Source organism: Mesorhizobium sp. M0830 (assembly GCF_040319965.1).
Classification (GTDB): Bacteria; Pseudomonadota; Alphaproteobacteria; order Rhizobiales; family Rhizobiaceae; genus Mesorhizobium.
The window spans coordinates 213,349-237,692 of the sequence record NZ_JAMYOR010000002.1; the positions used below are offsets into that span (position 1 = coordinate 213,349).

Annotated in this window: 23 protein-coding genes; 8 read left to right on the forward strand and 15 right to left on the reverse strand. The window is 62.7% G+C overall.

What is annotated here, in order from left to right:
* Positions 1-4: 4 nt before the first annotated feature.
* Positions 5-895 carry a LysR family transcriptional regulator gene (locus NKI20_RS02520; RefSeq protein ID WP_352828028.1) on the reverse strand — a complete coding sequence of 297 codons (891 nt, stop codon included), beginning with the start codon at positions 893-895 and terminating at the stop codon, positions 5-7.
* Positions 896-1,027: 132 nt separating this feature from the next.
* Between NKI20_RS02520 and NKI20_RS02525 the strand changes: the two genes are divergently transcribed.
* Positions 1,028-2,497, forward strand: a complete 1,470-nt coding sequence (locus tag NKI20_RS02525; RefSeq protein ID WP_352828030.1) for an MFS transporter — start codon at positions 1,028-1,030, stop codon at positions 2,495-2,497.
* Positions 2,498-2,514: 17 nt separating this feature from the next.
* Here NKI20_RS02525 and NKI20_RS02530 read toward each other — a convergent pair whose 3' ends face one another.
* From NKI20_RS02530 to NKI20_RS02540, 3 genes are all read right to left on the reverse strand, one after another.
* Complete coding sequence (locus tag NKI20_RS02530) at positions 2,515-3,012, reverse strand: MaoC family dehydratase (protein ID WP_352604897.1); 498 nt, start codon at positions 3,010-3,012, stop codon at positions 2,515-2,517.
* Positions 3,013-3,205: 193 nt separating this feature from the next.
* Positions 3,206-3,634 carry a phasin family protein gene (locus tag NKI20_RS02535; RefSeq protein ID WP_352828033.1) on the reverse strand — a complete coding sequence of 143 codons (429 nt, stop codon included), beginning with the start codon at positions 3,632-3,634 and terminating at the stop codon, positions 3,206-3,208.
* Positions 3,635-3,746: 112 nt separating this feature from the next.
* Positions 3,747-5,042, reverse strand: a complete 1,296-nt coding sequence (locus NKI20_RS02540; RefSeq protein ID WP_352828036.1) for a DUF445 domain-containing protein — start codon at positions 5,040-5,042, stop codon at positions 3,747-3,749.
* Between the two features lie 199 nt (positions 5,043-5,241).
* Here NKI20_RS02540 and rirA point away from each other — a divergent pair, with 199 nt between their 5' ends.
* Positions 5,242-5,706, forward strand: a complete 465-nt coding sequence (gene rirA, locus NKI20_RS02545; protein WP_352728597.1) for an iron-responsive transcriptional regulator RirA — start codon at positions 5,242-5,244, stop codon at positions 5,704-5,706.
* Between the two features lie 31 nt (positions 5,707-5,737).
* On the opposite strand, the gene NKI20_RS02550 is transcribed toward rirA, so the two are convergent.
* The 5 genes from NKI20_RS02550 to hemP are packed head-to-tail and all read right to left on the reverse strand — an operon-like array spanning position 5,738 to position 9,860.
* Entirely contained in the window at positions 5,738-6,526 is a 789-nt protein-coding gene (locus tag NKI20_RS02550) for a heme ABC transporter ATP-binding protein (protein ID WP_352828039.1), read from the reverse strand.
* A gap of 25 nt (positions 6,527-6,551) precedes the next feature.
* Positions 6,552-7,655, reverse strand: coding sequence for a FecCD family ABC transporter permease (locus NKI20_RS02555; protein WP_352828042.1), 1,104 nt, complete (start codon positions 7,653-7,655; stop codon positions 6,552-6,554).
* Between the two features lie 11 nt (positions 7,656-7,666).
* The gene (locus NKI20_RS02560; RefSeq protein ID WP_352828045.1) at positions 7,667-8,557 is read right to left on the reverse strand and encodes a heme/hemin ABC transporter substrate-binding protein; all 891 of its coding nucleotides are present in this window, start codon (positions 8,555-8,557) and stop codon (positions 7,667-7,669) included.
* A gap of 11 nt (positions 8,558-8,568) precedes the next feature.
* Positions 8,569-9,630 (reverse strand): hemin-degrading factor, encoded by a 1,062-nt coding sequence (locus NKI20_RS02565; RefSeq protein WP_352828048.1) that lies wholly within the window; start codon positions 9,628-9,630, stop codon positions 8,569-8,571.
* A 23-nt stretch (positions 9,631-9,653) separates the two neighbouring features.
* Positions 9,654-9,860, reverse strand: coding sequence for a hemin uptake protein HemP (hemP, locus tag NKI20_RS02570; protein ID WP_023757683.1), 207 nt, complete (start codon positions 9,858-9,860; stop codon positions 9,654-9,656).
* 198 nt (positions 9,861-10,058) lie between these two features.
* Here hemP and NKI20_RS02575 point away from each other — a divergent pair, with 198 nt between their 5' ends.
* Genes NKI20_RS02575 through hmuQ form a run of 4 tightly spaced genes read left to right on the forward strand, consistent with a single transcriptional unit; the run spans position 10,059 to position 14,156 of the window.
* Entirely contained in the window at positions 10,059-12,239 is a 2,181-nt protein-coding gene (locus NKI20_RS02575) for a TonB-dependent hemoglobin/transferrin/lactoferrin family receptor (protein WP_352828051.1), read from the forward strand.
* Between the two features lie 5 nt (positions 12,240-12,244).
* Positions 12,245-12,688, forward strand: a complete 444-nt coding sequence (locus NKI20_RS02580) for a hypothetical protein (protein ID WP_352828089.1) — start codon at positions 12,245-12,247, stop codon at positions 12,686-12,688.
* Between the two features lies 1 nt (position 12,689).
* On the forward strand, positions 12,690-13,787 hold the full coding sequence (locus NKI20_RS02585; RefSeq protein ID WP_352828054.1) for an energy transducer TonB family protein: 1,098 nt from the start codon (positions 12,690-12,692) through the stop codon (positions 13,785-13,787).
* A gap of 54 nt (positions 13,788-13,841) precedes the next feature.
* Entirely contained in the window at positions 13,842-14,156 is a 315-nt protein-coding gene (hmuQ, locus tag NKI20_RS02590; protein WP_352828092.1) for a heme-degrading protein HmuQ, read from the forward strand.
* Between the two features lie 13 nt (positions 14,157-14,169).
* On the opposite strand, the gene putA is transcribed toward hmuQ, so the two are convergent.
* A complete protein-coding gene (gene putA, locus NKI20_RS02595; protein WP_352828057.1) occupies positions 14,170-17,781 on the reverse strand; it encodes a bifunctional proline dehydrogenase/L-glutamate gamma-semialdehyde dehydrogenase PutA in 3,612 nt (1,203 codons plus the stop codon).
* A 164-nt stretch (positions 17,782-17,945) separates the two neighbouring features.
* On the opposite strand from putA, the gene NKI20_RS02600 reads away from it, so the two are divergent.
* Positions 17,946-18,398 carry an Lrp/AsnC family transcriptional regulator gene (locus NKI20_RS02600; protein ID WP_352828059.1) on the forward strand — a complete coding sequence of 151 codons (453 nt, stop codon included), beginning with the start codon at positions 17,946-17,948 and terminating at the stop codon, positions 18,396-18,398.
* Positions 18,399-18,536: 138 nt separating this feature from the next.
* Here the strand turns inward: NKI20_RS02600 and NKI20_RS02605 are convergent, their stop codons facing one another.
* From NKI20_RS02605 to NKI20_RS02615, 3 genes are all read right to left on the reverse strand, one after another.
* A complete protein-coding gene (locus NKI20_RS02605; RefSeq protein WP_352828062.1) occupies positions 18,537-19,358 on the reverse strand; it encodes a hypothetical protein in 822 nt (273 codons plus the stop codon).
* A 131-nt stretch (positions 19,359-19,489) separates the two neighbouring features.
* A complete protein-coding gene (locus tag NKI20_RS02610; RefSeq protein ID WP_352828065.1) occupies positions 19,490-20,689 on the reverse strand; it encodes a cytochrome-c peroxidase in 1,200 nt (399 codons plus the stop codon).
* A 7-nt stretch (positions 20,690-20,696) separates the two neighbouring features.
* Positions 20,697-21,146, reverse strand: a complete 450-nt coding sequence (locus NKI20_RS02615; RefSeq protein WP_352828068.1) for a FixH family protein — start codon at positions 21,144-21,146, stop codon at positions 20,697-20,699.
* Positions 21,147-21,296: 150 nt separating this feature from the next.
* Between NKI20_RS02615 and NKI20_RS02620 the strand changes: the two genes are divergently transcribed.
* Positions 21,297-22,217, forward strand: a complete 921-nt coding sequence (locus NKI20_RS02620) for a sugar kinase (RefSeq protein WP_352828070.1) — start codon at positions 21,297-21,299, stop codon at positions 22,215-22,217.
* A 141-nt stretch (positions 22,218-22,358) separates the two neighbouring features.
* Here NKI20_RS02620 and NKI20_RS02625 read toward each other — a convergent pair whose 3' ends face one another.
* Both NKI20_RS02625 and NKI20_RS02630 read right to left on the reverse strand, forming a co-directional pair.
* The gene (locus NKI20_RS02625) at positions 22,359-23,381 is read right to left on the reverse strand and encodes an aldose epimerase family protein (protein WP_352828073.1); all 1,023 of its coding nucleotides are present in this window, start codon (positions 23,379-23,381) and stop codon (positions 22,359-22,361) included.
* Positions 23,382-23,466: 85 nt separating this feature from the next.
* A partial coding sequence (locus NKI20_RS02630; protein WP_352828076.1) for an aldehyde dehydrogenase family protein occupies positions 23,467-24,344 on the reverse strand: 878 nt, incomplete at its 5' end.

The window sequence follows — 24,344 nt, forward strand, 5'->3', positions numbered from 1 at the left end:
CCGGTCACCGCGCCGCGCAAACCTCTCGCACGCAGTCGCGTAGCCAGCGTTGCGCCGGATCGGCATCGAGGCGCGGATGCCACAACATTGAGATAGTGACCCCCGCTGTGGCGACCGGCAGGGGAAAACTATGCATGCCGGCGCGTGCGCCCTCCGTATGCCGCTCCGGAACGCTGGCAATCAGGTCTGATGTTCGGGCCATGGCAAGTGCTGCCGAGAAACCGGAAACCATGCACACGACCGTCCTCTGCAGCCCGAGCAGGTTCAAAGCCTCGTCGATCGGCCCTTTCTCGCGGCCACGCCGTGAAACGCTGATGTGCCGGCCCGCCGCATAGCGCTCGGGCGTCACCGCGCCCTCACTCAAGGGATGCCCTGTTCGCACGGAGCCGATGAAGCGGTCGCGAAGCAATGCCTGAATGCGCACCTCCGGTCCGGTTTCACCAGCGACGCCTATGTCCAGATCGATCGCCGCGTCGCGCAGCGACATGACGTCCTTGTCGGATTTCGGTGCAAAGCGCAGCCGGACGCCGGGCGCATCGGCCTGGATACGGGCGACGAGACGAGGTGCGAATTCTTCGACGAAACTCTCATTCGTGCGCAGAGTGAAGATCCTGTCCAGCCTCCCGAGATCAAGCAACCTTGCAGGACGCAGCAGTGCCTCCGCATCCTGGACGACACGGCCAACCTGCTGTCGCAGTTCTTCCGCGCGCGGCGTCGCCATCAGGCCGCGACCAGCGCGAACCAGCAGCGGGTCGCCCGTTGCCTCACGCAACCGCGCCAGGGTGCGGCTCATCGCCGAGGGGCTGAGCCGCAGGCGGCTGGCGGCGCGCGCCACACTGCCTTCGGTCAGCAGGACGTCGAGAGCAAACAGCAAATTGAGATCGGGCGATGCCATCGGCGGATCATAGCACATGGTATGGCGTTTGACGCACGAATAAGATGCAAATGCTGCGCCTTCCGCCATATCGATCGAAGAGACTAAATCTCCGCTGGCTCTGGTTCTGGAGCTGATGGAAAGGAGATCGCCGTGGCAATCGCTGAGCAAAAACGGGACGGGCGCGCATCGGCGCTGCCACAGATGCAATCCGCCCGCTGGGCGCTGGCAAGCCTGTCGCTCGCCACGCTGCTGTCGTCGCTGGGAACCAGCATTGCCAGCGTCGGGCTGCCATCGCTGATGCAGAATTTCGGCGCATCGTTCCAGTCCGTGCAATGGGTTGTTCTGGCCTATCTCCTCGCCATCACCACGTTTATCGTCAGCGCCGGACGGCTGGCCGACATGTTCGGGCGCCGGTCGTTGCTGCTTGGCGGCATCGCGCTGTTCACATCGGCATCGGGGCTCTGTGGCCTGGCGCCGACACTCGGGCTGCTGATCGCCGCGCGCGCCGTGCAAGGGCTTGGCGCGGCGTTGATGATGGCGCTGACGCTGGCTTTTGTCGCGGAAACGGTGAGCAAGGAACGGACCGGCAGTGCCATGGGCCTGCTCGGTGCCATGTCCGCGATCGGGACGACGCTTGGCCCTTCGCTCGGCGGCCTCTTGATCGCCGGCTTCAGCTGGAGGGCGGTCTTCCTCGTCAATGTCCCGCTAGGTGTGCTCACCTTCGCTCTCGCCTGGCGTGCCTTGCCGGCGCGCAATAAAACCGCGCAGGTCGACCGAGGCACGTTCGATGTGATGGGCACGGTCCTGCTGGCCTTGACATTGGCCGCCTATGCGCTGGCCTTAACGCTTGGCAGAGGCAATTTCGGGGCGCTCAACATCAGCCTGCTGGTCATTGCCGGCATTGGCGTTGTTCTGTTCGCCAGGGTGCAGACGAAAGTGAAAAAACCCTTGATCCAGCTTGCCAGCTTCCGAAACTTCCAGCTGAGCGCCAGTCTCGCTATGAGCCTAGTCGTCGCCACGGTGATGATGGCGACCTTGGCGGTGGCCCCGTTCTACCTGTCGCGCGGGCTCGGGCTGGATGCCGCAATGGTCGGCCTCGTGCTGTCGACCGGCCCGCTCGTCTCGACCCTGTCGGCGCTGGTGGCCGGACGCCTGACCGACCGCTTCGGCGCTCACAGGATGATGGTCGCCGGCCTGCTGAGCCTTGCCACGGGCACCTTCCTGCTGTCACTCGCCATGACCAAACTCGGCATTGTCGGCTATGTCGTTCCGATCACCGTCACCTGCGTCGGCTACGCGCTGTTCCAGACATCCAACAATGCAGCCGTCATGACCGGTGTCGGTGCCGGCGAGCGCGGCGTCGTCTCCGGCCTGCTCAATCTTTCACGCAATCTTGGGCTCATCACCGGCGCATCGTTGATGGGCGCCATATTCGCCGTCGCGTCGGCTAGAGGACACGAAGGTATTGGTCCTCTGAGTTCCGATGCCGCCGCACGGGGAATGCAGGTCACCTTTCAGACGGCAACGGTGCTGGCGCTGGTCGCGCTGGTCCTCGCATTGCTCTCGGTCCGCGCCGAGTTCAGGCGGCAGAGACTGGTGGAAGTGTCGCAAAACCTCTGATCTGCGCGAACCGGCGCTCAGGCCCCTGCCCGCTTGCGGCGCTCATAGAGCATGACCAGCGTTTCAGCCGTCAGAGCGGGCTTTTCCTCGCCTTCGATCTCGACCGTATTGGCCGCCTTCATCAGATACTGGCCGGGGCCTTTGTCCTCCATGGACAGCAGCGTGATGCGCAGCCTGATGCGTGCGCCGACCTTGACCGGCGCCAGGAAACGCACCCTGTCGAAGCCATAGTTGAAGGCGGCCTGGGTATTCTCCGGAACGATGCCCATGCCGAGCGCCAGCGCGCCGATGATCGACAATGTCAGGTAGCCATGCGCGATCGTCGTGCGGAACGGGCTTTGCCGCCGCGCCCGCTCGGGATCGACATGGATCCATTGATGGTCGCCGGTGCATTCGGCGAACTGGTCGATCCGGTTCTGGTCGACCGTCGTCCATTCCGACACGCCAAGCTCCTGCCCGGCCATCGTCCTCAACTGCTCGTAGGTCGGCGGCGTTTTAGGCCGTATTTCGGTCATTCCTGGTTTCCCGATCGCTTGCCAAGCCTCCGGACCACGAACTGACGGCCTCTGTCAATTCGCCCTGCGCGAATCCATTCCGCCCAACCAGGCCACAATCGCGCCATGGCTCCCAGCGCACGGGGCTGGTCAAATCGGGATTTCCCGGCCTTCAGAGCGGCCGGCAGCAATGAGCCGGCCTGGGCCACAGCTGCTAATTCTTCTCGTAGCCGGCGCGAATTTCCTCCATCGCCTCCTTGATGCGCGTGCGCAGAATATCGACCGATTCGGTACCGGATTTCTTTACCAGTTCAGCGACTTCGCCGGCATTCTTCAACGCCGCCTCGAAGGACTTTCTGGCAAATTCCGTTTGTTTGGCCATCAATTCCTGCGGATTGCCAGGCGCCCTGTAGCTCTGCGCCATATCGGTGACTTCGCGCAGGGTGTCCTGCAACATCTCGCGCTGCCTGGACAACAGCGAGGACGCGCCGGCGGCACCGGCTCGTGCCGATTTCTCCAGCGCTTCGAGGTTCTTGCGATGATGGGCCAGGATCGCCTCGACATCGACATTGGGCAGCTTCAGGTCGCGGCCGAATCTGCCGAACATGTCCATGAAGGAATCGGATTCCGGTTGTTTTGCCATGCTCGTTTTCTCCCCTTTGCCGCGGATGCGGGCGCCCTCAGCGGGAGAATAGCACTCGCATGCCGTGTGTCCATTTCGAACGCGATTGAAATCAACGCCAGCTGGGCGTGCATCAATGCACGAGGAACAGCCGCTCTGCCAGATATAGCACGACACCCGCAAGCCCGCCGATGATCATGCCGTTGAAGCGGATATATTGCAGGTCCCTGCCGATGTTCATCTCGATCAATCGCGTCAGCTGCGCAAGATCCCACCGCTTGACCTGGTCGGCGATAAATGTCGACACGCCGCTTTTCTGGCTCTCCACGAACGACGCGAGCGCCACCACGAACCCCCTGTTCATGTCGGCCCTGATCTGCGCATCGCTTGCAAGGTGCCGCCCGACCTCGACGAACATGTTGGCAAGATGCGCGCGGATAACCGAATTCGGCGCCTTGGCGTCCTCCTCGATGAACTGGCCGAGGCTTGCCCACATGTCACCGGCCAATGCCTTGACCTCCGGCCGGGCCAGGAAATCGCGCTTCAGCTTCTCTGCGCGTTTGGCATATTGTTTCGATGTCCTCAGCCTTTCGACGAAGCCTAGAGCGAAAAGGTCGAATTCGGCGCGCATCGGGTGATCCGGATCGGCCCTCACCTCGTCGAGCAGCGAACCGGCCGAGGCTACGATCTTCTTCAGCAGATAGGCGTCGGCGCGAAAAAGGTTGAACAGCGACGGCAATTCCTCGCGGATTTTCTCGCGCATCGTCGCCAGCGCCTGTTCGTCGTTGAGAAACCGGCCGATCACCTTGGTGAATTCATCGAACAGTTTCTGGTGGCGGCGATCGTCGGTGACCGCCGACAACAGCTCGGCCGCCAGCGGCGCCAGTGGCACCTTCTCGATCTGCTCGAGCATGCGGCTGGTGACGAAGCCGCGCAGGCCGGATTGCTCCATCGCCACAAGCGTTTGCGGCACCAGCCGCACGACGAAGCGCGACAGGCCGGCAGCGCGATCGGCATCGGCCAGCCAATCGGCGACGAGCGCCGAAAAATCGACCTCGGCAAGCTTTTCGCGCACCGGTTCGGGCGCCAGGAAGTTGACCTCGATGAAGCGGCCGAGATTGTCGGCGATTCGGCTCTGGTTCTCGGGGATGATGGCGGTGTGCGGGATCGGCAGCCCCAACGGCCGCCTGAACAGCGCCACCACCGCGTACCAGTCGGCTAGGCCGCCGATGGTCGCGGCCTCGGCAAAGGCGGCGACGAACCCGAGCCACGGATAGCTATGCTCGAAAGACTTGGCCATGGCGAAGACGAGAACGCACAGCGCCAGTGCGGCTGTTGCCGCGAATTTCGTGCGCCGCAGCGCCGAAAGCTTGGCGTCCGCGTCGCTACCGATTCGCAAAGGGGTCATGGCCTGGGCCGATTGTGCCATGGTCGAGCTACTCCTCGTCGGTTGCGAGCTAATCTAGTATCTCGCTTGTCCGAATGCCCGCCCTATCCTGCGCAGTCACGGTTTTCCCCGGCCTTGCACATAAGTTGACGCGAATATTCACCTATTATGCCGCGCTAGTCTGGAATTATTCCAAGGTATGGGCCATATTCGATTCAACCTATTGCTTTGCGAGGACAAAATGCGGTTAACGCGCCAGACCAATTATGCCATGCGCATCCTGATGTATTGCGCGGCAAACGATGACCGGCTGAGCCGCATCCCCGAGATTGCCGCCGCTTATTCGGTGTCGGAACTGTTCCTGTTCAAGATCCTGCAGCCGCTGGTCGAACACGGCCTTGTCCAGACCGTGCGGGGCAGGAATGGCGGCGTCAAGCTTGGCCGTGGCGCCGGAGCGATTAGCCTGTTCGATGTGGTGCGCGTGACGGAAGAAAGCTTCGCCATGGCCGAATGCTTCGAGAACGATGCCGCCGAATGCCCGCTGGTCGATAGCTGTGCGCTGAATTCGGCGCTGCGCGAGGCGCTGAACGCGTTCTTCGCGGTGCTGGAGCGCTACACGATCGCCGATCTGGTGGCGGCGCGCCCGAATGTGCGCAACCTGCTCGGCATCGACATGCTGTTGGAGCGCCGCGCCCCGGCTGCCTGAACGTGTCTCTGGCTAGACCTACTGCAATAAATTAGGCCGCTGACTGGGGCAGCACGAACGGCATGTTTCCGGCCGGCAGCACGCCGACCCTCAGCCGGCAGTCGAACACTTTTTCGATCAGGTCATCGCTCAGCACGTCCTGCGGCGACCCTGTGGCGGCCAACCGGCCATAATGCATGACGGAGATCCGGTCGGCATACATGGCCGTCAGATTGAGGTCGTGCAGGATGGCAACCACGCCGCCGCCTCTTCTGGCAAAGTCGCGCGCAATGTTCATGATGATCAGCTGGTGCTTGATGTCGAGGCTGGAAACCGGTTCATCAAGGAAGAGATAGCGCGGCTTGCCGTCGAGCACTGGCGCCCAGACCTGGCACAGCACGCGCGCAAGCTGGACACGCTGCTGCTCGCCGCCCGAAAGTTCCTGGTAGAAACGTCCGGCAAAACCGTCGAGATCGACGCGCGCCAGCGCACGTTCCGGCAGCCGCGCATCCTCGCCCGGCAGGACGCCCGAGCGGCCGCCGACAAGGCCAAGCTTGACCACTTCTCGCACCGTGAACGGGAACGACAGCGTCGTCGCCTGCGGCAGCACCGCGCGCTGGACGGCGGTCTCAACCGGCTTCATCGCGCAGAGATCGCGGCCGTTGAGGGCGATGCGCCCGGTATAGGCGAGGTCGCCGGAGAGCGCCTTGAGGAAGGTCGTCTTGCCCGAACCATTGGGGCCCACGATGGCGGCGATCTCGCCGGGCCGCGCGTGGAAATCGACACCGCTGACGATACGCTTGCCGGCGATGTCAACCGAAACGTCCCTTGCCTCGATCATCCCAACTCTCGCAAATAAACGACTCTCACAGGTCGACTACGCCGCGCTTGCGCAGCAGGATCCAAAGGAAGAACGGCGCCCCGGCAAACGCGGTGACGATGCCGATCGGCAGTTCGGCCGGTGCCACGGCGGTGCGAGCGACCGCATCGGCCAGCAGTAGCAATGAGGCGCCGAGCAGCGCCGACGCCGGCAGCAGATAGCGATTGTCCGGGCCGATAGCCAAGCGCAGCAGATGCGGCACCACGATGCCGACGAAGCCGATGCCGCCGCTGACCGCGACGGACGCGCCGACCGCCGCCGAGACCCCGATGATGGCCGTGTATTTCAGCCGCTGCACCGGAATGCCGAGATGGCCGGCGGTCGCCTCACCCAGCGCCAGGGCGTTGAGGCCGCGTGCCAGGAATGGCATCGCCGCCAGCGCCAGCACGATGATCGGCCCGACGGAAGCAATCTTCGCCCAGGTCGCGCCGCCGAGCGATCCGAGTTGCCAGAAGGTCAGGTCTCGCAACTGGCGATCGTCGGCCATGAAGATGAGGATGCCGGTCAGCGCCATGGCGAGTGCTGCCAGCGCGATGCCGGCGAGCAGCATTGTGGCGACCGAGGTTTGCCCCCGTCGCGTCGCGACCTGATAGAGCACCAGCGTCGTGGCGAGCCCGCCACAGAAGGCCGCCAACGGCAGTGCAAGCGTGCCGAGCAAGGCCGTCACCGGAGCCAATATCGTAGCGCCGAGCACGATGACGGCAACCGCGCCCAGGCTGGAGCCGGCCGAAACGCCGATCAGGCCGGGGTCGGCCAGCGGATTGCGGAACAGCCCCTGCATGACCGCGCCGGAGACCGCGAGCGCCGCTCCAACCAGCATGCCGAGGATAATACGCGGCAGGCGGATGTCGTAGACGATCAGGCTGTCGCGGGCGCTCAGCGCGGCGTCGCCGGGCACGGCGCCGAACAGCCAGTCGCCGATGACGTTGACGGCCGATGCGTCCGACGCCCCCGATGTCAGCGACAGAAAACCGACAGCCACGAGCCCCAGGCACAGCAGAAGAATGACGATGCGGGCGCGGCCCGACCGGTCGCCTTCAGATGCGCTCGCCATCATCTCCACCGGACCGGCGATCGATTGATCGACCATGATCTGCCGCCTCAGTCCGTGACCTGCCCGCCATAAAGCGAGACAGCGAGGTCGTGGATGGCGTCGGCCGTGCGCGGCCCAAAGCCGAGTAGGTAGCCGCCATCGATGCGGATCAGCTTGCGCGCGGTTCCGGCAGGCGTCGAGGCGATCGACGGGTTGCCGAACAGTTCGTCGTCCGACACCGGAGGCCCGGCATTGCTCATCATCAGGATCACGTCCGGCCTGGCGGTGATAACAGCCTCGTCGGACATTTGCTTGTAGCCGGAAAAGCCCTCGACCGCGTTGACGCCGCCAGCCAACCTGACCATTCCGTCGGCGGCGGTCTCGCTGCCGGCCGCCAGGATCTTGCCGCCCTGTATCGACAGAACGAACAGGATGCGCTTGCGCTGCATGATCGAGGCCGTCTGCTTTTCGGCGGCCGTGAGCCTGGCATCAAGCTCCTTGGCCAGCGCCTCGGCCTTGGCGTCAACGCCGAGTGCCTTGCCGACGGTGCGGACCTTCTCCAGGATACCCTCGTGGCTATAGTGCTCGGGCACTTCGATGAACGGGATGCTCGTCTTCCTCAAGACATCGACGGCTTCCTTGGGACCGCTGCCGTGCAGCGCCAGGATGCCGGTGGGATTGACCGACAGGACGCCTTCCGGCGACAGCGCGCGCATGTAGCCGACATCAGGCAGCTCAAGCGCCGCTTTCGGATACCGGCTGGTGGAATCGCGCGCCACCAGATGCTTCTCCTCGCCGAGCGCAAAGACAATCTCGGTGATCGAGCCGCCAATGGCCGCAATCCTCGAGGGATCGGCAAATACGGCCGTGCCTTCCGTGGCGTTGACAGGTTGCAGTGCGACGAAAGCAAGGGCCAGACCGATCGCCGGTCCGGCGATGATCTTGGAAATGCAACCCATTGTCGTTCTCCTCAGGCTGCCGTCGGGCTTGGGATGCGGGGCAGGTTCTCCGCCAGGAACCGCCAATCGTCACGCTCGCTCTCGCCCTCATGACGCTTGCCGAAGAACTGGATGATCATCTTGCCCTCGGCGTCATAGACCTCGAGCGATGTGACATGACCGTCCTTGGTCGGCTTGCGCACGGCCCAGACCTCGTGGATGTGGTCGGTTCGCAGGTGCAGATGGAAGGTTTCGTCCAGCACGTTGATCCATGGTCCCATCGGCTTGATGGATTTGACTGGACCGGAATGGATCTGGATGCAGCCGCGGTTTCCGACAAAGCACATGATCGGTATCTCGCCCTCCGCGGCATGATGGAACATGGCACGGACGGCGTCATTGTCGAGCAGCCAGGCATAGTCCTGGCCGACCATGCGCACCGCCTGCCGGCGGCTGAGCTTCAGCGTCTTCAGCATGCCGAAGAACTGGTGCACGTCGGTCAGCCGGCTCCAGCGGTCGCGCAGATCATCGAGATTGGCGGTCGCTTCGTCGCCATGGCTCTCGTCGTCGGGGAGAGGCCCGGAAATGTCGACCGTCGGCTCCTGGTTGGACGATTCGAGCGCGGCGACCAATTTTTGATACGCATAGAGGCTGGAGACCGGCCGCAGATGCACCTTGTGCACGGCCTCGCCGGCCGCGTCGAAGAACTGCAGGCTGCGGCGGATCTCGTCGCCATCGCGCTTCTCCACGGCAAAGCCATGCACCCACGCTTTCGGGAAGATGCGCAGATCGATGTTTTCGCCAAGCACCATGGCGTTGTGGTTGCCGGTGACGACCTTGTCATAGACGCCGATCTTTTCGTGCACCGCACTTTCATTGCGGGTCAGCGCCATGACTTCGCCGACGGCTTCGAGGCCAGTCAGCAAATCGTTGACGTGCGGCTGGATGCGAACGACGCCGTCGCCGCAATGCGCGGCTGCCAGCTCGGCCTCCGAAATGCCGAGTCGGGCAGCCAGATCACGCTCGCGCGCCTTCGGATTGTCTGTCCGTGCCCGCCGGATTTCATGCGGGGCGGGTTTTACGCGCTGGTCCATGTCTCGGTCCCTATTGCCTTGCCTTACTTGTTGAGAATGAGCTTGCCCTGCCGGGTAATCTTCAGCCGGTAGAGCGCGCCATGATGCTCGATGCCGATCTCGTGCTCGCCCTGGAACAGGGTGTTGCTGGACAGGGTTCGCACCGCCAGCGGAACCCGGTCGAAACGTGCGGAGGCATCATCGGAACGGCGGACGCGGTAGCGAAAATCGTTGGGATTGTGGGTGTTCATCTGGATCGATCCCTTTCCTGTGCCGGGCGTCTGGCTAGGCGTTGCGTAATCCGATTCATATCTTGACTCGAATAATCATGTTTACTAGTCAGTGCAATACCGGATTAAATGAGTCAAGATTTAAGACGCCGGATACGATCAAAAATGCCAGCCAGCCCCGGGCCAGCCAGCATGAAACCTGGACTTTGGAGTTGGGGCATGGGGTTGGTGACTTGGGAATGGCGCGGGCGATTGGCGGCGAACGGAGCTGCGGCTTTGCTGGCAAGCGTGGCGGCGATCGCCTTGTCGGCGCAACTGGCCAACGCCCAGCAGGCGGCGGACCAAAAGACAGATCAGACGAAGAAGGCTGACGAGGAACAGGCGGCACCGGCGGGAGCAACGCTGCTCGACCAGATCCTCGTCATCAGCCGCACCGGCGAGACGGCAATCGAATCGCTGGCGTCGGCCAGCCATATCGATCAGGAACAGCTCGACCGCCGCATGGCAACGACGCCCAACGAGATGCTGCTCGGCGTGCCCGGTGTCGCGGCGCAGGCCGACGCCAGGCGCGTCAGCACCAGCATCAACATCCGCGGCTTGCAGGATTTCGGCCGCGTCGCCGTTATCGTCGACGGCGCACGGCAGAATTTCCAGCGCTCCGACCACGGCACGCAGTCGACCTTCTATATCGACCCGGAACTCGTCAAATCCGTCGACGTGATCCGTGGTCCTGTCGCCAACACCTACGGCTCGGGCGCCATCGGCGGCGTCGTCTTCTTCGATACCAAGGACGCCACGGACTTTCTCAAGCCGGACGAGACGTGGGCCGGTTCCGTCACGGGACGCTATGAGAGCAACGGCAAGGGCTGGACCACCAGCGCATCCGGCGCCTACCGCCTCAACGAGAACTGGGATGCGCTCGGCAACATCGTCTACCGCGACTACGACGACTACAAGGATGGCGGCGGTGACACCGTCAAGGGCACCGGCTTCGACGTGCTAAGCGGCCTGCTCAAGACCACCATCCGGCCGACCGACAACAGCGAACTGAAGCTCAGCTGGGTCGGTTCAAGCGACGGCTGGACCGAGATCAGCGGCGGCATGCCGGTCAATGACGTCGACCTGAAGTCGAATACCTTCACGGCCCGCTACAACATTACGGATGAGGACAAAAGCTGGCTCGATCTCCACATCAACACCTCCTACAACAAGACCAACCTCGATCTGACCAGCCTTGTCCCGCAAAACCGCTTTGATCCGGTGACCGGCCTTCCCGTAGTCTTGCCGGCAGGATCGCAGTCGACATTCGATGTCGGCACGACAGGCATCGACATCTGGAACACGTCCCGGTTCGAAACGGGCGGCATCGCGCATGAACTGACCTATGGCGGCGACTGGGCTGGCGACAACGTCAAGACGGGCGGTGCAGCTGGCGGCGACAGCTTCTACACGCCGTCGGGCAAGCGCAACGTCTCCGGCGCCTATGTCCAGGACAAGCTCACCTGGGATTGGCTCGAAGTCATCGCCGGTCTTCGCTACGACAGCTACAGGCTCAGGGATGACACCCACGATATATCTGGCGACAGGGTATCGCCCCGGATCACCGTCGGTGTCTCACCATTCGAAACGCCAAGCCTAGCAGGCCTTCAGTTTTACGGCACTTACGCCGAGGGCTATCGCTCGCCGTCGATCACCGAGACGCTGATCAGCGGCAATCACCCGGCAGGCGTGAGCTTCCCGTTCCTGCCCAATCCAAATTTGCGGCCTGAAACTGGCAAGACGACCGAGTTCGGCATCAACTACAAGCAGAACGACATTATCGAGGCTGGCGACGCGTTCCGTCTCAAGGCCGCCTACTTCAACAACGATGTCGACGATTATATCGATGGCGTGACGCTGTCGCCGTTCGATCCGACCAGCGGCTGCCCGTTTGGTCCCGGCATCCCGATCTGCTTCCAGTATCAGAACTTCGCCAAAGCCAAGATCAATGGCTTCGAGATGGAAGGCGTTTACGACGCTGCATGGGGCTATGCCGGACTTTCGGCCTCCATCATCAACGGTCACACGATCTCGTATGAAGGCGACCGGGCAGATCTCGCCACCATCCCCTCCTCCCAGGTCACCGCGCAACTCGGCTTGCGCTTCCTCGAGGACAAGCTGACTGTCGGTGGCGAAGTGCAGTACAATGGCAAGCCGAAGGGCAATGCGGTGGCCAGGAACTATACGCTGGTCAATGCCTTCGCCAGCTATCAGGCGACGAACAATCTGAAGGTCGATTTCCGCGCCGACAATCTGTTCGATGTCAAATACGCCAACCCGCTCAACGGAAGCACGACCGTCGCGGTCTATGAGCCGGGCATCACGCTGAAGGTGGCGGCAACGATGCGATTTGGAGGCTGATGACGATGACGAGCTTGACGACATCCCTTCGTCTGCTGACCTCGATGCTGGCGATGTCGCTTGCGATGGTTCCGGCGTGGGCACAAGAGTCCGCGCCGGTCCCTGCGCTCACGCTCGAGCTCAACGCTGCACAACCTTCCGACAAGGGGTGTCGCCTGACGTTCGTGGTCAACAACAATCTCGGCGCCGACCTGTCCAAGGCGGCGTTCGAGATCGCCTTGTTCAACGAGGCCGGCGTCGTCGATCGGCTTACCGTGCTCGACTTCAAGGAATTGCCGGCAGGCAAGACCAAGGTGACACGTTTCGATCTGGCCGGCACCGAGTGTTCGAGAATCAGCCGCGTGCTGATCAACAGCGCGACCGAATGCACCGGTGCCGGCGTCGAACCGAACGCCTGCATACGAAAGCTGAAGACGGGCACCAAGACCGGGATCGCTTTCGGAATCTGAGGTGGGACTGCATCCCGCATTCACGCGAACCACAGTGGCATGGCCTCTGGCCGGCTTCCGCTCGCTGTCCTCTGAACCAAGCGATCTTGATTTGACAATTCTGCTCGGGTCGCTGCAGGTCTCGACCCGAGACATGCAGGATATCAGCCCCCTCACAGACGCCAGCGCCGAGCTAGCGATAAAACCGACCTGGCCGCTGCTGCGGCCATCGGCTTGGAACCGCAAATGGACGGCAGCGATTGTCGTCTCCTGCCTGCTCCATGCCGCGGTGGCAGTGGCTTTTCTGATCTCCCCTTCAGGGATATCCAGTTTCCAGGACGCAATTCAGTCAGAAGGCAGTGATCAATCGGGTGCCAACGTGGTCGGCAGCGCGCAGGACAAGGACCCGCCGGCGATAAATGTTGCGCTGGTGCCGAACCCGCAACCGACCAAACCAGAGCCGGCCAAGCCGGCGCCGCCAACAGAACCTGCGCAGCCCGCCCGGCAAGCGGCGAAGCCGCCGCTCAAGCCTTTGCCGGAACCTGTCAAACAGCAGACGATCACCCCGGACATATTGGTGGCCGGCGCCCCACGCCCCGATGACCAGAGCGTGTCTCCCAAGGCCGAAACGCCGGCACAGCCGACGGTTCAGGCCGAGAGCATCGAAATGCCTGTCGCCGTTCCAGAACAGGCGCCGATTCCAAGCGCCAGGCCAATTCCGGCAGTTGTCCCAGCAACTGCTAGCGAACCATACGAGAAGCGCGGCACAGCGGACGGCCACGAGATAAAAGCGGCAATTGCCAGCAAAGGCAAAAAACAAACCGATGCCGGCAACGCGGCAACGTCTCTCTATAGCGGCGAGGTGGCCAACAAATTGGCTCGCGCCAATCGCCGCGTTTCGAAAGCGGCGCAATCGACGGCCCGCAACAATGCTATGGTAGCATTTGTGGTCCTGGCCAATGGAAATATCAGCGACTTGCAACTTGCCAAAAGCTCAGGCTCTCCGGAACTCGATCAATTCGCGTTGGAGCTGGTGCGAAAACAGGCACCCTTCCCTCCCATTCCGCCGGAGACCGGAAGGTTAAGCTGGCGGTTCAAAGCACCAATCGGCCCATTCTGAGTCTCCGTGGCCCGCTACGCCAGCCATCGATCGTCAAGCATGAAAGGAATCACGATGTACATCGCCATGAACCGCTTCAAGGTGCAGGCCGGCTCGGAGGAGGATTTCGAGGCTGTGTGGAAGAACCGCGACTCCAGCCTCGCAGAGATGAAGGGGTTTAGGGAATTCCACCTGCTGCGTGGCCCGGTCAACGAGGCCGAAGGCTACACGCTGTTTGCGTCGCATACGGTGTGGGCGAGCCATGATGATTTTATCGCCTGGACCAAATCGGAGAATTTCCGTGCCGCCCACCGCAATGTCGGCACGACAAAAGTGCACTATCTCGGCCACCCCCAGTTTGAGGGCTTTTCGGTCGTCGAGGGCGCGTAATAACAGGCCGGGGTCAAGCTCCGGCCAGCAGGCTCGCATTGCCCCCGGCAGCCGTTGTATCGACGCAGACGGCCCGTTCATGTGCATAGGCCGCCGGGTTCAACACCTCGCTGACCAGGGGCACGATCGGACCGGAGCGGTCGGCAATGACCTTGCGCACGACACGCGCAGCCTCGGGCGTGCCCGAGAAGGCGACGACATCGACGCGCAGCGATCGCGCTTCGACCGGATCCGGCCGGCCGTCCAAGGCGGCCAGCGGCAGGCCCTTGCCGGTCAGCGCCGAGAGCGCCGCCGGTGCGCCGGGCGCGACTGCCAGCACCGCATTGCCGGCAGCGAGCGCCTGGATCGTCTGCGCAAGCAGCGTATCGCCATCGGGACCAAGGCATAGCACCCGTCCGCGTGGCGACAGCGAGAGCGTGTTGGCTTCCCCGGTCGGTCCGGGCAGATCGACCTGGCCGAAGTCGATGCCGGCGGCAGCGCCAATGGCCGCGGCACCCTTGCCGCGAAGATGCTTCCTCAGAATGGCGATCCGGTCCGGGCGCGTCGACCAGCCGCCAAGTGTGGGATCAGGCAGATTGTCGGCAAGTTCGGTCGCCGTGACCTTATGGCCATCCAGCAAATGGGTGCCGGCCTCCAGCCCCTTGCGAAAGCGGCGGAGATAGTGCGGACCGCCAGCCTTCGGACCGGTGCCTGAAAGCCCCTCGCCGCCAAACGGCTGCGAACCGACGACGGCGCCGATCTGGTTGCGGTTGACGTAGATGTTACCGGCATGGATGCGGTCGACGAAATGCTGGACGCGACCCTCGATGCGGGTGTGCAGGCCGAAGGTCAGGCCATAGCCCTTGCGGTTGATGGCAGCGATGACCGTGTCGATCTCGTCGGCGTCGAACGTGGCGACGTGCAGCACCGGCCCGAACACCTCGCGCTCCATGTCTTCGATGCCCTCGACCCGGAAGATATGCGGCGCGACGAAGCGGCCATCTTTGGGCGCTTTAAGTTTGGCGATCAGCCGGCCCTGCAGGCCCATTTTCGTGCAGTACTCGCGGATAGAGCTTTGCGCCTCGTCGTCGATGACAGGGCCGACATCGGTCGAAATCCGCCAGGGATCGCCAACGCCGAGCGCCTGCATGGCGCCCTTCAGCATCTCCAGCATCTTCTTCTCGACGTCCTTCTGCACATAGAGCACGCGCAGCGCCGAGCAACGCTGGCCGGCACTCTGGAAGGCCGAGGCCAGGATGTCGCGCACGGCTTGCTCGGGCAGCGCGGTGGAATCGACGATCATGGCGTTGAGGCCGCCGGTTTCGGCGATCAGCATGGCGTCGGGCGCGGCCGTCTCTGCCAGTTGTCTCTCGATCAGCTTCGCGACTTCGGTCGAGCCGGTGAAGCAGACGCCGGCAATGCGCGGATCGGCGGTCAGCGGCCCGCCGACCGATGGGCCGTCGCCGGGCAGAAGCTGGATGACATCTTCCGGCACCCCGGCCTCGCGCAGCAATTCGACGGCACGGAAGGCGATCAGCGGCGTCTGCTCGGCCGGCTTGGCGATCACCGAATTGCCGGTGACCAGCGCTGCCGCGATCTGGCCGGTGAAGATGGCCAGCGGGAAATTCCAAGGCGAAATGCAGACGATGGCGCCGCGCGCTTGCGTGCCCGCCTCCGCATTGGCCGCCTCAGTGGCGTAGTAGCGCAGGAAGTCGACGGCCTCGCGCACCTCGGCGACGCCGTCGGCCAGCGATTTGCCGGCCTCCCGAGTGGCGAGTGCAAAGAACTCGACGTCATTCGCCTCGTAGAGATCGGCAGCGCGGTTCAGGATGGCCGAGCGCTCGCCCACGGGACGCTTCGCCCAGGCCGTTTGGGCTTCCACTGCAAATCGCACGGCGGTCGCCACCTGCTTGGCAGCGGCTTCGCTGACCGTGCCGACCACCTCGGAAGGCTTTGCCGGGTTTACAATTGGACGCTGCTTGCCGTAGCCGGCCGCCCGGGTGATCGGCTTGGCATGCCAGCGATCCGGCCCGACGAAGGCCTCCCTGGCCTTGTCGATCGCCGCCAGCGTCATTGTGTCGGTGATATCGAAACCCTTCGAGTTGCGGCGGCCGGCGCCAAAAATCTGCGAAGGCCGGGCAATCGCCGGATTGGCGGCCGGACCCTGGCTCTCCACGGTTTCGAGTGGATCGCGGGCAATGTCCTCCGGCTCGACGTCCTCGTCGGTGAGCTGGTGCACGAAGGAGGAGTTGGCGCCGTTCTCCAGCAGCCGGCGGACCAGATAGGCAAGCAGATCGGAATGCGCACCGACTGGTGCATAGATGCGGCAGCGCGTGCCTTCGGCCCGGCGCACCGTCTCGTGCAGCGCCTCGCCCATGCCATGCAGGCGCTGGAACTCGAAGGAATCGCGATTGTCAGCCATCGACAGTATGGCGGCGACGGTGTGGGCATTGTGGGTGGCGAATTGCGGATAGATGCGGTCGGTCATGCCAAGCAGTTTTTTCGCGCAAGCGATGTAGGAGACATCGGTATTGGCCTTGCGCGTGAAGACGGGATAGCCGGTAAGCCCAAGCGTCTGCGCCCGCTTGATCTCGGTGTCCCAATAGGCGCCCTTGACCAGCCGCACCATGATGTTGCGGTCGTATTTCTTGGCCAGTGCATAGAGCCAGTCGATGGCGAAGGCCGCGCGTGGTCCATACGCTTGCACCACCACACCAAAACCGTTCCAGCCGGCGAGCTCCGGCTCAGCCAGCACCCGCTCGATGACGTCGAGTGAAAGATCCAGGCGGTCGGCTTCCTCGGCATCGATGTTGAGACCCATGCGCGAGTGGCGCGCTGCCAGCGCCAGCGACAGCAGACGCTCGGCCATGACCGGCAGCATCCCGTCCTTCTGCGCCACCTCGTAGCGCGGATGCAGCGCCGAAAGCTTGACCGAGATTCCGTGGTTCTGGCGGATATCAGGGCCATTGGAACCGGCGTCGAGCGAGGAAATCGCGTCGGCATAGGCCTTGTGGTAACGCAAGGCATCGGCCTCGGTGCGGGCTGCCTCGCCCAGCATATCGAAGGAATAGAGATAGCCCTTCTGCGTCATTGGCCGGCCGCGCTTGACGGCTTCAGTGATGGTGCGGCCGAGCACGAACTGCTCGCCCATTTCGCGCATGGCGGCGGCCACTGCCTTGCGGATGACCGGCTCGCCCAACCGCCGCACCATCGAGCGCAGCGTGCCTTCGATGCCGCCCTCGCCTTCATCGAGGACACGGCCGGTCAGCATCAGCGCCCAGGTCGAGGCGTTGACGAAAATGGAACTCGAGCCGCCCGAATGCGCCGACCAGTCGTGCGGCGCGATCTTGTCGGCGATGAGGTCGTCCATCGTCTCGGTGTCGGGCACGCGCAACAACGCCTCGGCCAGGCACATCAGCGCCACGCCTTCCTTGGTGGAAAGACCGTAGGCGGAGAGGAAGACTTCCATCAGCCTTGGATCGGACGATCCACGCACCGCCCGCACCAGATCCGCGGCGCGGGCAGAGATTGCCTTACGGTCTTTCGCTGAAAGCCCCGTCGCCTCGGCCAGTCGCTTCACGGCCTCGTCTTCGTCGGGCAGATAGTTGGCGCGGATCTGCTGGCGGATGGCATCAAGCGCTGGCATGGCGGTCCCATGGATCGAGCAAAGGGGATCGGACCGGCGGTCACCGGACCGAATGGCGCAAGCTAGCACAAATGCGAAATTTCGACCGGTCCAAAGAAATCGACACCGCAGCTCATTTGCCCTATCCTGAGCATCCAGAAATTGACATATGGCCTGCGATTTCGATGACAGAAGACCAATTGGACCGCATCGACAGGAATATCCTGGCGGCGCTGGCAAGCGATGGCCGGCTTTCCATGTCAGAACTGGCGGCAAAGGTCGGCCTGTCGAAGACGCCCGTCCAGGCGCGGGTGAAGCGGCTGGAAAAGGAAGGCTACATCAGGGGCTACCAGGCGATCATCGATCGCGAGCGCATGGGCGAAGGCCATGTTGCCTTCGTCCAGGTGAAGTTGTCCGACACCCGATCCGCCGCGCTCGACGCCTTCAACCGTTCCGTGCAGGCCGTGCCGGAGATCGAACAATGTCACATGATGGCGTCGAGCTTCGATTATCTGCTGAAAGTCCGCACCCGGGATATCGCCGCCTACCGCCGCATCTTGGGCGAGCGCATCTCGGCACTGCCCCATGTGGCCCAGACCTCGACCTTCGTGGCGATGGAGACGGTGAAGGATCGGTAGGCGTTCAACGACCTATCCGTGACTTGGCTTCTTGGAGTTAATGCTAATGCGCGAAGCATCGGCTATCGCAATTTCTCATCTAAAGGAGCTTGTTTGCATTCATAGACAACATCGCCAGGAACAAGTCCTTCGAGGTCGTCATTCGTGCGAATCTTTCAGATCGGGAAAATGCGACAGTAGCGCACCAATTGCCCTGCGGCTATTGATGGGGAGCGAAGACCAGCCAGGTCTCTTCATCACTGCCGGATCATTGAGCCAACGCAGCACCCCTTCGATTTTACCTTCGGTAACACTGTCGTTGGTAATTTCCAGTGTGATGCGCTTGAGGGTTACACCCGGCCCGAAGCTAGCGGAGAGGTTTTTGGGGTCGACCCACTGAACTGTCCTCGGATCAGAAATGTCGGTAAAGGTGACTAGCGACGGATAATATTGGAGCGGCACATCATGGCTCCCGCGCATTTGAGCTGCGACAGAAAACCCCGTCGGGGTGACACTGAAGAAACCGATCTCTTTCTCGAACGCGTGCATCGCGATATATTTTGTCTCCTCGCCAACCAGAGCGAACAGATACTGTTTGGGCAAAACTTCCACTACCGTTGCCTCGCCACTATAGCTGGACGGGTAATTCCCTACGGCGTTGGCATCCTGCCAAATGACATGCGTGACGGCCGACCCGCTTGTGACGCCCTGCGGTGTAACGACCTCGATCGTCAGCTTCTGGTTCCACTGCCAAGTCACAGGGAACGGATTGCAGCCAGCCAACATCGTTAGGCCAACGAGACTAGAGCCAGCTCTGCGCCATTTGAGCCGACCTGCTACATGACAACTGGAGTTGCTCGGAACGGCGCCACGACGGGAAGATTGCAAGCGAACGTCCAAGCGCGATTGCGGGAACCGGCCAATGGCGTAAAACCGGCGCCATGAATTTCCCCAAGCTTCTGTGACACGCCCAGCGATCATTATTCACCACCTTCAAGTAAAAGCGGCAACATATTGCGCTTAATTTTTATAAGGTCCGACTATCAGGAAATCGGTTTTGATTTAATTGTCGCAGTATTCGTTAAAATATCGTTTTGCCGGCAACTCTCACATCACTCCGCCAGCGTCTTCAAAAACGCCACCAGCGCCGCACGCTCGCGATCCGACAGCTCCAGCGGATGAACTTCGGACGTTCCCTCCACGCTAGGGGCTGCCTTGGCGTAGTGCGCCACCACTTCGTCGAGCGACGAAAACTGCCCGGCATGCATGTAGGGCGGCCGCGTTGCCGCTCCGCGCAGCGACGGCGTCTTGTAGGCGCGGATGAGTTGCGGCGCATCCTTGACCACGAAGCGCAACTCGCCGCAGGCGCTAGCGTCACCATCGCGATAGACGCCGAAGCAGTTGAACGGGTCGGCCTCGACTTGGCGCACGGCATCGATGCGGCCGCGATCCGGCGGCAGGCCCGCAACGGGCGGCACGCCGGTGTTGTGAAAGCCGTTGTCGGTGAAGCGCGGGCCGTTGTGGCAGGTCACGCAATTGGCCTCGCCGATGAACAGTTTCAGCCCAAGGATCTCCTCCTTGGAAAAGACAGCGTCGCCTTTCGACTCGGCGCCGGTGACGAGGTCCAGCGCAAAGCGGTCGAAGCGCGTCGGCGCTGGCTCGATCGATCGTTCGAAAGCGGCGATCGCCTTGCCGATATTGGCAAAGACGCCGTTGATGGCGTCACGCTGCGCGCCGCTCATCGCGTCCCAGGCAGCCTTCTCAGCATCGTTTCCAAGCGGGCTGGCATTCGACGGCATGCCGGAAAAATCGGGCAGCGGCCCGAAGATGCGCTCGTAGCGTTGGCCGAACCGCGCCTTGATGTAATGGGCGTAGGCGGCGCGGTTTCCTGCCTGCTCCAATGGATTTTCGAGCGGCGTTAGCGCTTGCGCCCACAGGCTGTCGCGGCGGCCGTCCCAGAAGAACCAGGGATCGCGCGCCACTCCGGCCAGCGGCATGGTGCGCCGGTTGGTGTGGCCGACGCCGACGGCTTGTGGCAGGTCGTCCTGGAATTGCCGGTCGATCTTATGGCAGGTCGAACAGGATACCGTGCCATCACGGCTCATGCCCTGATCGAAAAACAGCGTCGAACCGAGTGCGGCGGCGGCCGGCACGTCGGCAAAGCGGTTGGTGGTGTCGGGCTTGAGCGGCGGCAGTGAGGACAGCGCCAGCGAGGCGATGGTCTTTTTCTCGGCCTCGGAAAAGTCGGGCTCGCCGCAACCGGCAAGGATAACGGCAACGATCAGGGCCAGAAAACGTGAAAGCCACCTCATTTCTTGCTCACAGCACCACGTTGAAGAGCACGGTGTCGGAGCCGGCATTGGCCGAAATGGCGAAATGCAGCTGCCACCAGCCGCTCATGGTGAACTTCACCCCCTCTATGCGATAGCGTCCGTCGCCGAGATAGTCGGTCGCCTGCGGGCTGGTTGGCAGGCCATGGCTGTGCAGCGGCATACCGCCGGAGATCGTGATCGCGGCCCCCTCGACCGGAGCTCCGGCCCTTGTCTTCAGCGTCAGCAGCCAGGATTGCAGCTGGCCTTGCCGCACAACGCCCCGCTCCGGCAAGAAACTAGCCACGAATAGCCCGTTGTCGGTGTTCTTCGTGCGCGAAACATCCGGGCCGGCAGGGTGCGACGACCGCGGCGCCGTCAGATAGACCACCGCGAGAATTCCGACCAGCAAGGCAGCCAGACCAAAACCTGCGAGAAGATAGCGCCATATCGATGCCAAACCGTTTCCTCTTCTGCAGACAACGCTCTGCCGGACGGATCGCATCCCGCCAGCTGTGGGAAAACGCCATGGCGGAAAAAACCCTGCTTGCCAAGCATGGCGCTGCCGGTGGCAAAAAGCTACAGCAGCGAGATCACTGGAGGATTGCAGATGGCGGGAAACGGCGTCGCCTCGATCGGCGAATGCATGCTCGAACTGTCGGGTCAGACGGGACCAAACTGGCGCATGGGCTTTGCCGGCGATACGTTCAACACGCTTTGGGCACTGCACGCGTTGAGCACTGGGCGGCCCGCAACCTATGTCTCGGCCTTCGGCGACGATCCGTTTTCGCAAGGCCAGATCGGCTTCTTCGCGGAAAACGGCATCGGCATCGGCTCCAGCCCCATCATAGCGGGGGCGCGACCGGGTCTCTATGCCATCACGCTCACCGGCGCCGAGCGCTCCTTCACGTACTGGCGTTCCGACGCCGCTGCCCGGCAGCTTGCCTCGGATCCTGCAGCACTATCGAAAAACCTGGAAAATCAAGCACTTGTCTATTTCAGCGGCATCACCTTGGCAATTCTGAGCGAGGCCGCGCGCACCACATTGCTGGCGGCTGTCGCCAAGGCGCGGGCAGCCGGCTCGATTGTCGCGTTCGATCCCAATTACCGGCCGCGGCTTTGGCGCAATCGCGAGGAGGCGCAGGCCGCGATCGCCGAAGCCCTTGTCGTCACCGACATCGCACTGCCGACCTTCCCCGACGAGCAGATGCTGTTTGGTGATAAAACACCGCGGGCGACGGCAGAGCGGCTCGGGCAACTCGTCGGTGAGGTCGTCGTCAAGAATGGCGAAGCGCCGGCACTGATTGCCCAAGGAGAAACGCTGTGCGAGGTCCCGGCGATCCATGTCGCCGACCCCGTCGATACGACCGGCGCAGGCGACTCGTTCAACGGCGGTTATCTTGCAGCTCGTCTTGCCGGCCATGAGGCGCTGGAAGCCGCACGCCGTGCCCATCGCGTCGCCGCCGCCGTGGTGCAGGTGCGCGGCGCGCTGGCGCCGTTCGAGACGCTGCGAAACGCTTTCGAAGGCTAAGGTCCGGTGAGATTCAGGTCAGGCCGAGCCGAAAACAGTAGGTTCCGAGAACCGGAGCGGAGCGTACTTTTGGGTATGCGAGCACCGGAAGCGCAGGAAACTGCTTTTTGCAGGCCGGCCTGATCTGAACATCGGCGGACCTTAAGGCAGGCGGAAGCGATACTCCGTCACATGATGATAGATCGCGCCCGGCCACAATGTTGCCTGCGGGAAATAGGGCCGGTTCGGCGCATCCGGCCATACCTGCGGCTCCAGGCAGAAACCGCAAAAGGCCTTGTAGTTGCGGCCTTCGAGTCCGGTACGCGGCGTCACGTACTGGCCGGTATAGAGCTGAACGCCGGGCTCGGTGGTCCAGACTTCCATCTCGACACCGGAACTGGCGCCTTGCGTCCATGCCGCCTGCTTGAGCGGTCCACGTGACGCGGCAAGGCAAAAATTCTGGTCGTAGGGCAGTTGCTCGCCCTCGGTCTCCATGCGCAACGGCCGCGCCTGGCGGAAATCGAACGGCGTGCCGTCAACCGGCTTGACCACCCCGGTCGGGATCATGTCGCCATCGACCGGCAGATAGGCACCGGCATTCAGCATCATCCTGTGGTCGAGAATGTCGCCGGCGCCGCCATCATCCAGGTTGAAATAGGAATGCTGAGTGAGATTGCACAGCGTCGGCTCCTCGCAGGTGGCGGTCAGCTCGACACTGAGCGTGCCCGGGATCTTCAGCCGATAGGTGCAGGTGACGTCGAGCGCGCCGGGAAAGCCCATCGAGCCATCGGGATCATGCAGCGTCAGGGTGACGAAATCCCTGCCATGCAGTGAAACCGTCCACGGCCTGTGGGAATAGCCCTGCGAGCCGCCATGCAACGTATGTTTCCCGAGGAAATTTTGCTCGGTCTGATAGCGACTGCCGGCGATGGTGAAACGGCCATCGCGGATGCGGTTGGCATAGCGGCCGACGACGGCGCCGAAGAAGGCCGTATCGGTCTCATAGGATCCCAGATTGTCATAGCCGAGCACCAACGGCGCATCGTGCCCGGTTAGGCGCAGATCCTGGATGATCGCTCCCAGGCCAAGGATGTTGGCAGTGATGCCGCCGCCCCTGATCGTGAAGCGACGCACCGCCTCGCCTGCCTGCGTCGTACCGAAAACCTCGCCGTCCTTCATCGCCATGCCCGCAAATGCCAGTTGATCCAGTCGGCTGGTTTCCCGCACAAAACGGGCAGGCCATCGGCCTCCCCATCTCAGGAATAGCTTATCAGAGGCCGAGGCCGCCGATGCAGACATATTTGGTATCGAGATAATCCTCGATGCCCTGATGTCCGCCTTCCTTGCCGAGGCCGGATTCCTTGACGCCGCCGAACGGCGCCTCCGGTGTGGTGATGAGGCCTTCATTGACGCCGACCATGCCGTATTTCAGTCCTTCCATGACGCGGAAGGCGCGGCCGAGATCGCCGGTGTAGAAATAGCAGGCGAGACCGAATTCGGTGTCGTTGGCGAGCGCGACGGCTTCCTCTTCGGTGTCGAACTTGAACACCGGTGCCACCGGGCCAAAGATCTCTTCCTTCATGAAGCGCATCTTGGGTGTCGCGTTGGCGATGACCGTCGGCTGGAAGAACGAACCGCCGAGCGCATGGCGCTTGCCGCCGGCGACGACCTTGCCGCCCTTGGACGTCGCGTCGGCGATCAGTTCCTCGACCTTCTCGACCGCCTTCTCGTCGATCAGCGGTCCCTGCTGCACGCCGTCCTCGAGGCCGGAACCGACCTTCAGCCCGTTGCTGGCGGCGGCGAGCTTCTCGACGAATTTGTCATAGACGCCAGACTGAACCAGGAAGCGGTTGGTGCAAACGCAGGTCTGACCGGAATTGCGATACTTGGCGGTGATCGCACCGGCGACGGCACGATCGAGGTCGGCGTCGTCGAAGACGATGAACGGCGCGTTGCCGCCGAGTTCCATCGACACCTTCTTGACGGTGACCGACGACTTCTGAATGAGAAGCTTTCCGACCTCGGTCGAGCCGGTGAAGGTGATCTTCGACACCAGCGGATTTGCGCAGATCTCGTCGCCGATCTCGCTGGCCGAGCCGGTCAGGATGTTGATGACGCCCTTCGGGAAACCGACTTCCTCGGCGAGCG

What these genes read in the sequence shown, in the direction of transcription:
- NKI20_RS02550 (WP_352828039.1), bottom strand. Translation starts at nt 6,526, where the DNA reads ATGATCGAGGCAAGGGACGTTTCGGTTGACATCGCCGGCAAGCGTATC.
- NKI20_RS02575 (WP_352828051.1), top strand. Translation starts at nt 10,059, where the DNA reads ATGGGGTTGGTGACTTGGGAATGGCGCGGGCGATTGGCGGCGAACGGA.
- NKI20_RS02520 (WP_352828028.1), bottom strand. Translation starts at nt 895, where the DNA reads ATGGCATCGCCCGATCTCAATTTGCTGTTTGCTCTCGACGTCCTGCTG.
- NKI20_RS02625 (WP_352828073.1), bottom strand. Translation starts at nt 23,381, where the DNA reads ATGGCGATGAAGGACGGCGAGGTTTTCGGTACGACGCAGGCAGGCGAG.
- putA (WP_352828057.1), bottom strand. Translation starts at nt 17,781, where the DNA reads ATGCCAGCGCTTGATGCCATCCGCCAGCAGATCCGCGCCAACTATCTG.
- NKI20_RS02530 (WP_352604897.1), bottom strand. Translation starts at nt 3,012, where the DNA reads ATGACCGAAATACGGCCTAAAACGCCGCCGACCTACGAGCAGTTGAGG.
- rirA (WP_352728597.1), top strand. Translation starts at nt 5,242, where the DNA reads ATGCGGTTAACGCGCCAGACCAATTATGCCATGCGCATCCTGATGTAT.
- NKI20_RS02605 (WP_352828062.1), bottom strand. Translation starts at nt 19,358, where the DNA reads ATGATCGCTGGGCGTGTCACAGAAGCTTGGGGAAATTCATGGCGCCGG.
- NKI20_RS02555 (WP_352828042.1), bottom strand. Translation starts at nt 7,655, where the DNA reads ATGGTCGATCAATCGATCGCCGGTCCGGTGGAGATGATGGCGAGCGCA.
- NKI20_RS02620 (WP_352828070.1), top strand. Translation starts at nt 21,297, where the DNA reads ATGGCGGGAAACGGCGTCGCCTCGATCGGCGAATGCATGCTCGAACTG.
- NKI20_RS02540 (WP_352828036.1), bottom strand. Translation starts at nt 5,042, where the DNA reads ATGGCACAATCGGCCCAGGCCATGACCCCTTTGCGAATCGGTAGCGAC.
- NKI20_RS02600 (WP_352828059.1), top strand. Translation starts at nt 17,946, where the DNA reads ATGACAGAAGACCAATTGGACCGCATCGACAGGAATATCCTGGCGGCG.
- NKI20_RS02535 (WP_352828033.1), bottom strand. Translation starts at nt 3,634, where the DNA reads ATGGCAAAACAACCGGAATCCGATTCCTTCATGGACATGTTCGGCAGA.
- NKI20_RS02565 (WP_352828048.1), bottom strand. Translation starts at nt 9,630, where the DNA reads ATGGACCAGCGCGTAAAACCCGCCCCGCATGAAATCCGGCGGGCACGG.
- hmuQ (WP_352828092.1), top strand. Translation starts at nt 13,842, where the DNA reads ATGTACATCGCCATGAACCGCTTCAAGGTGCAGGCCGGCTCGGAGGAG.
- NKI20_RS02610 (WP_352828065.1), bottom strand. Translation starts at nt 20,689, where the DNA reads ATGAGGTGGCTTTCACGTTTTCTGGCCCTGATCGTTGCCGTTATCCTT.
- NKI20_RS02580 (WP_352828089.1), top strand. Translation starts at nt 12,245, where the DNA reads ATGACGAGCTTGACGACATCCCTTCGTCTGCTGACCTCGATGCTGGCG.
- hemP (WP_023757683.1), bottom strand. Translation starts at nt 9,860, where the DNA reads ATGAACACCCACAATCCCAACGATTTTCGCTACCGCGTCCGCCGTTCC.
- NKI20_RS02560 (WP_352828045.1), bottom strand. Translation starts at nt 8,557, where the DNA reads ATGGGTTGCATTTCCAAGATCATCGCCGGACCGGCGATCGGTCTGGCC.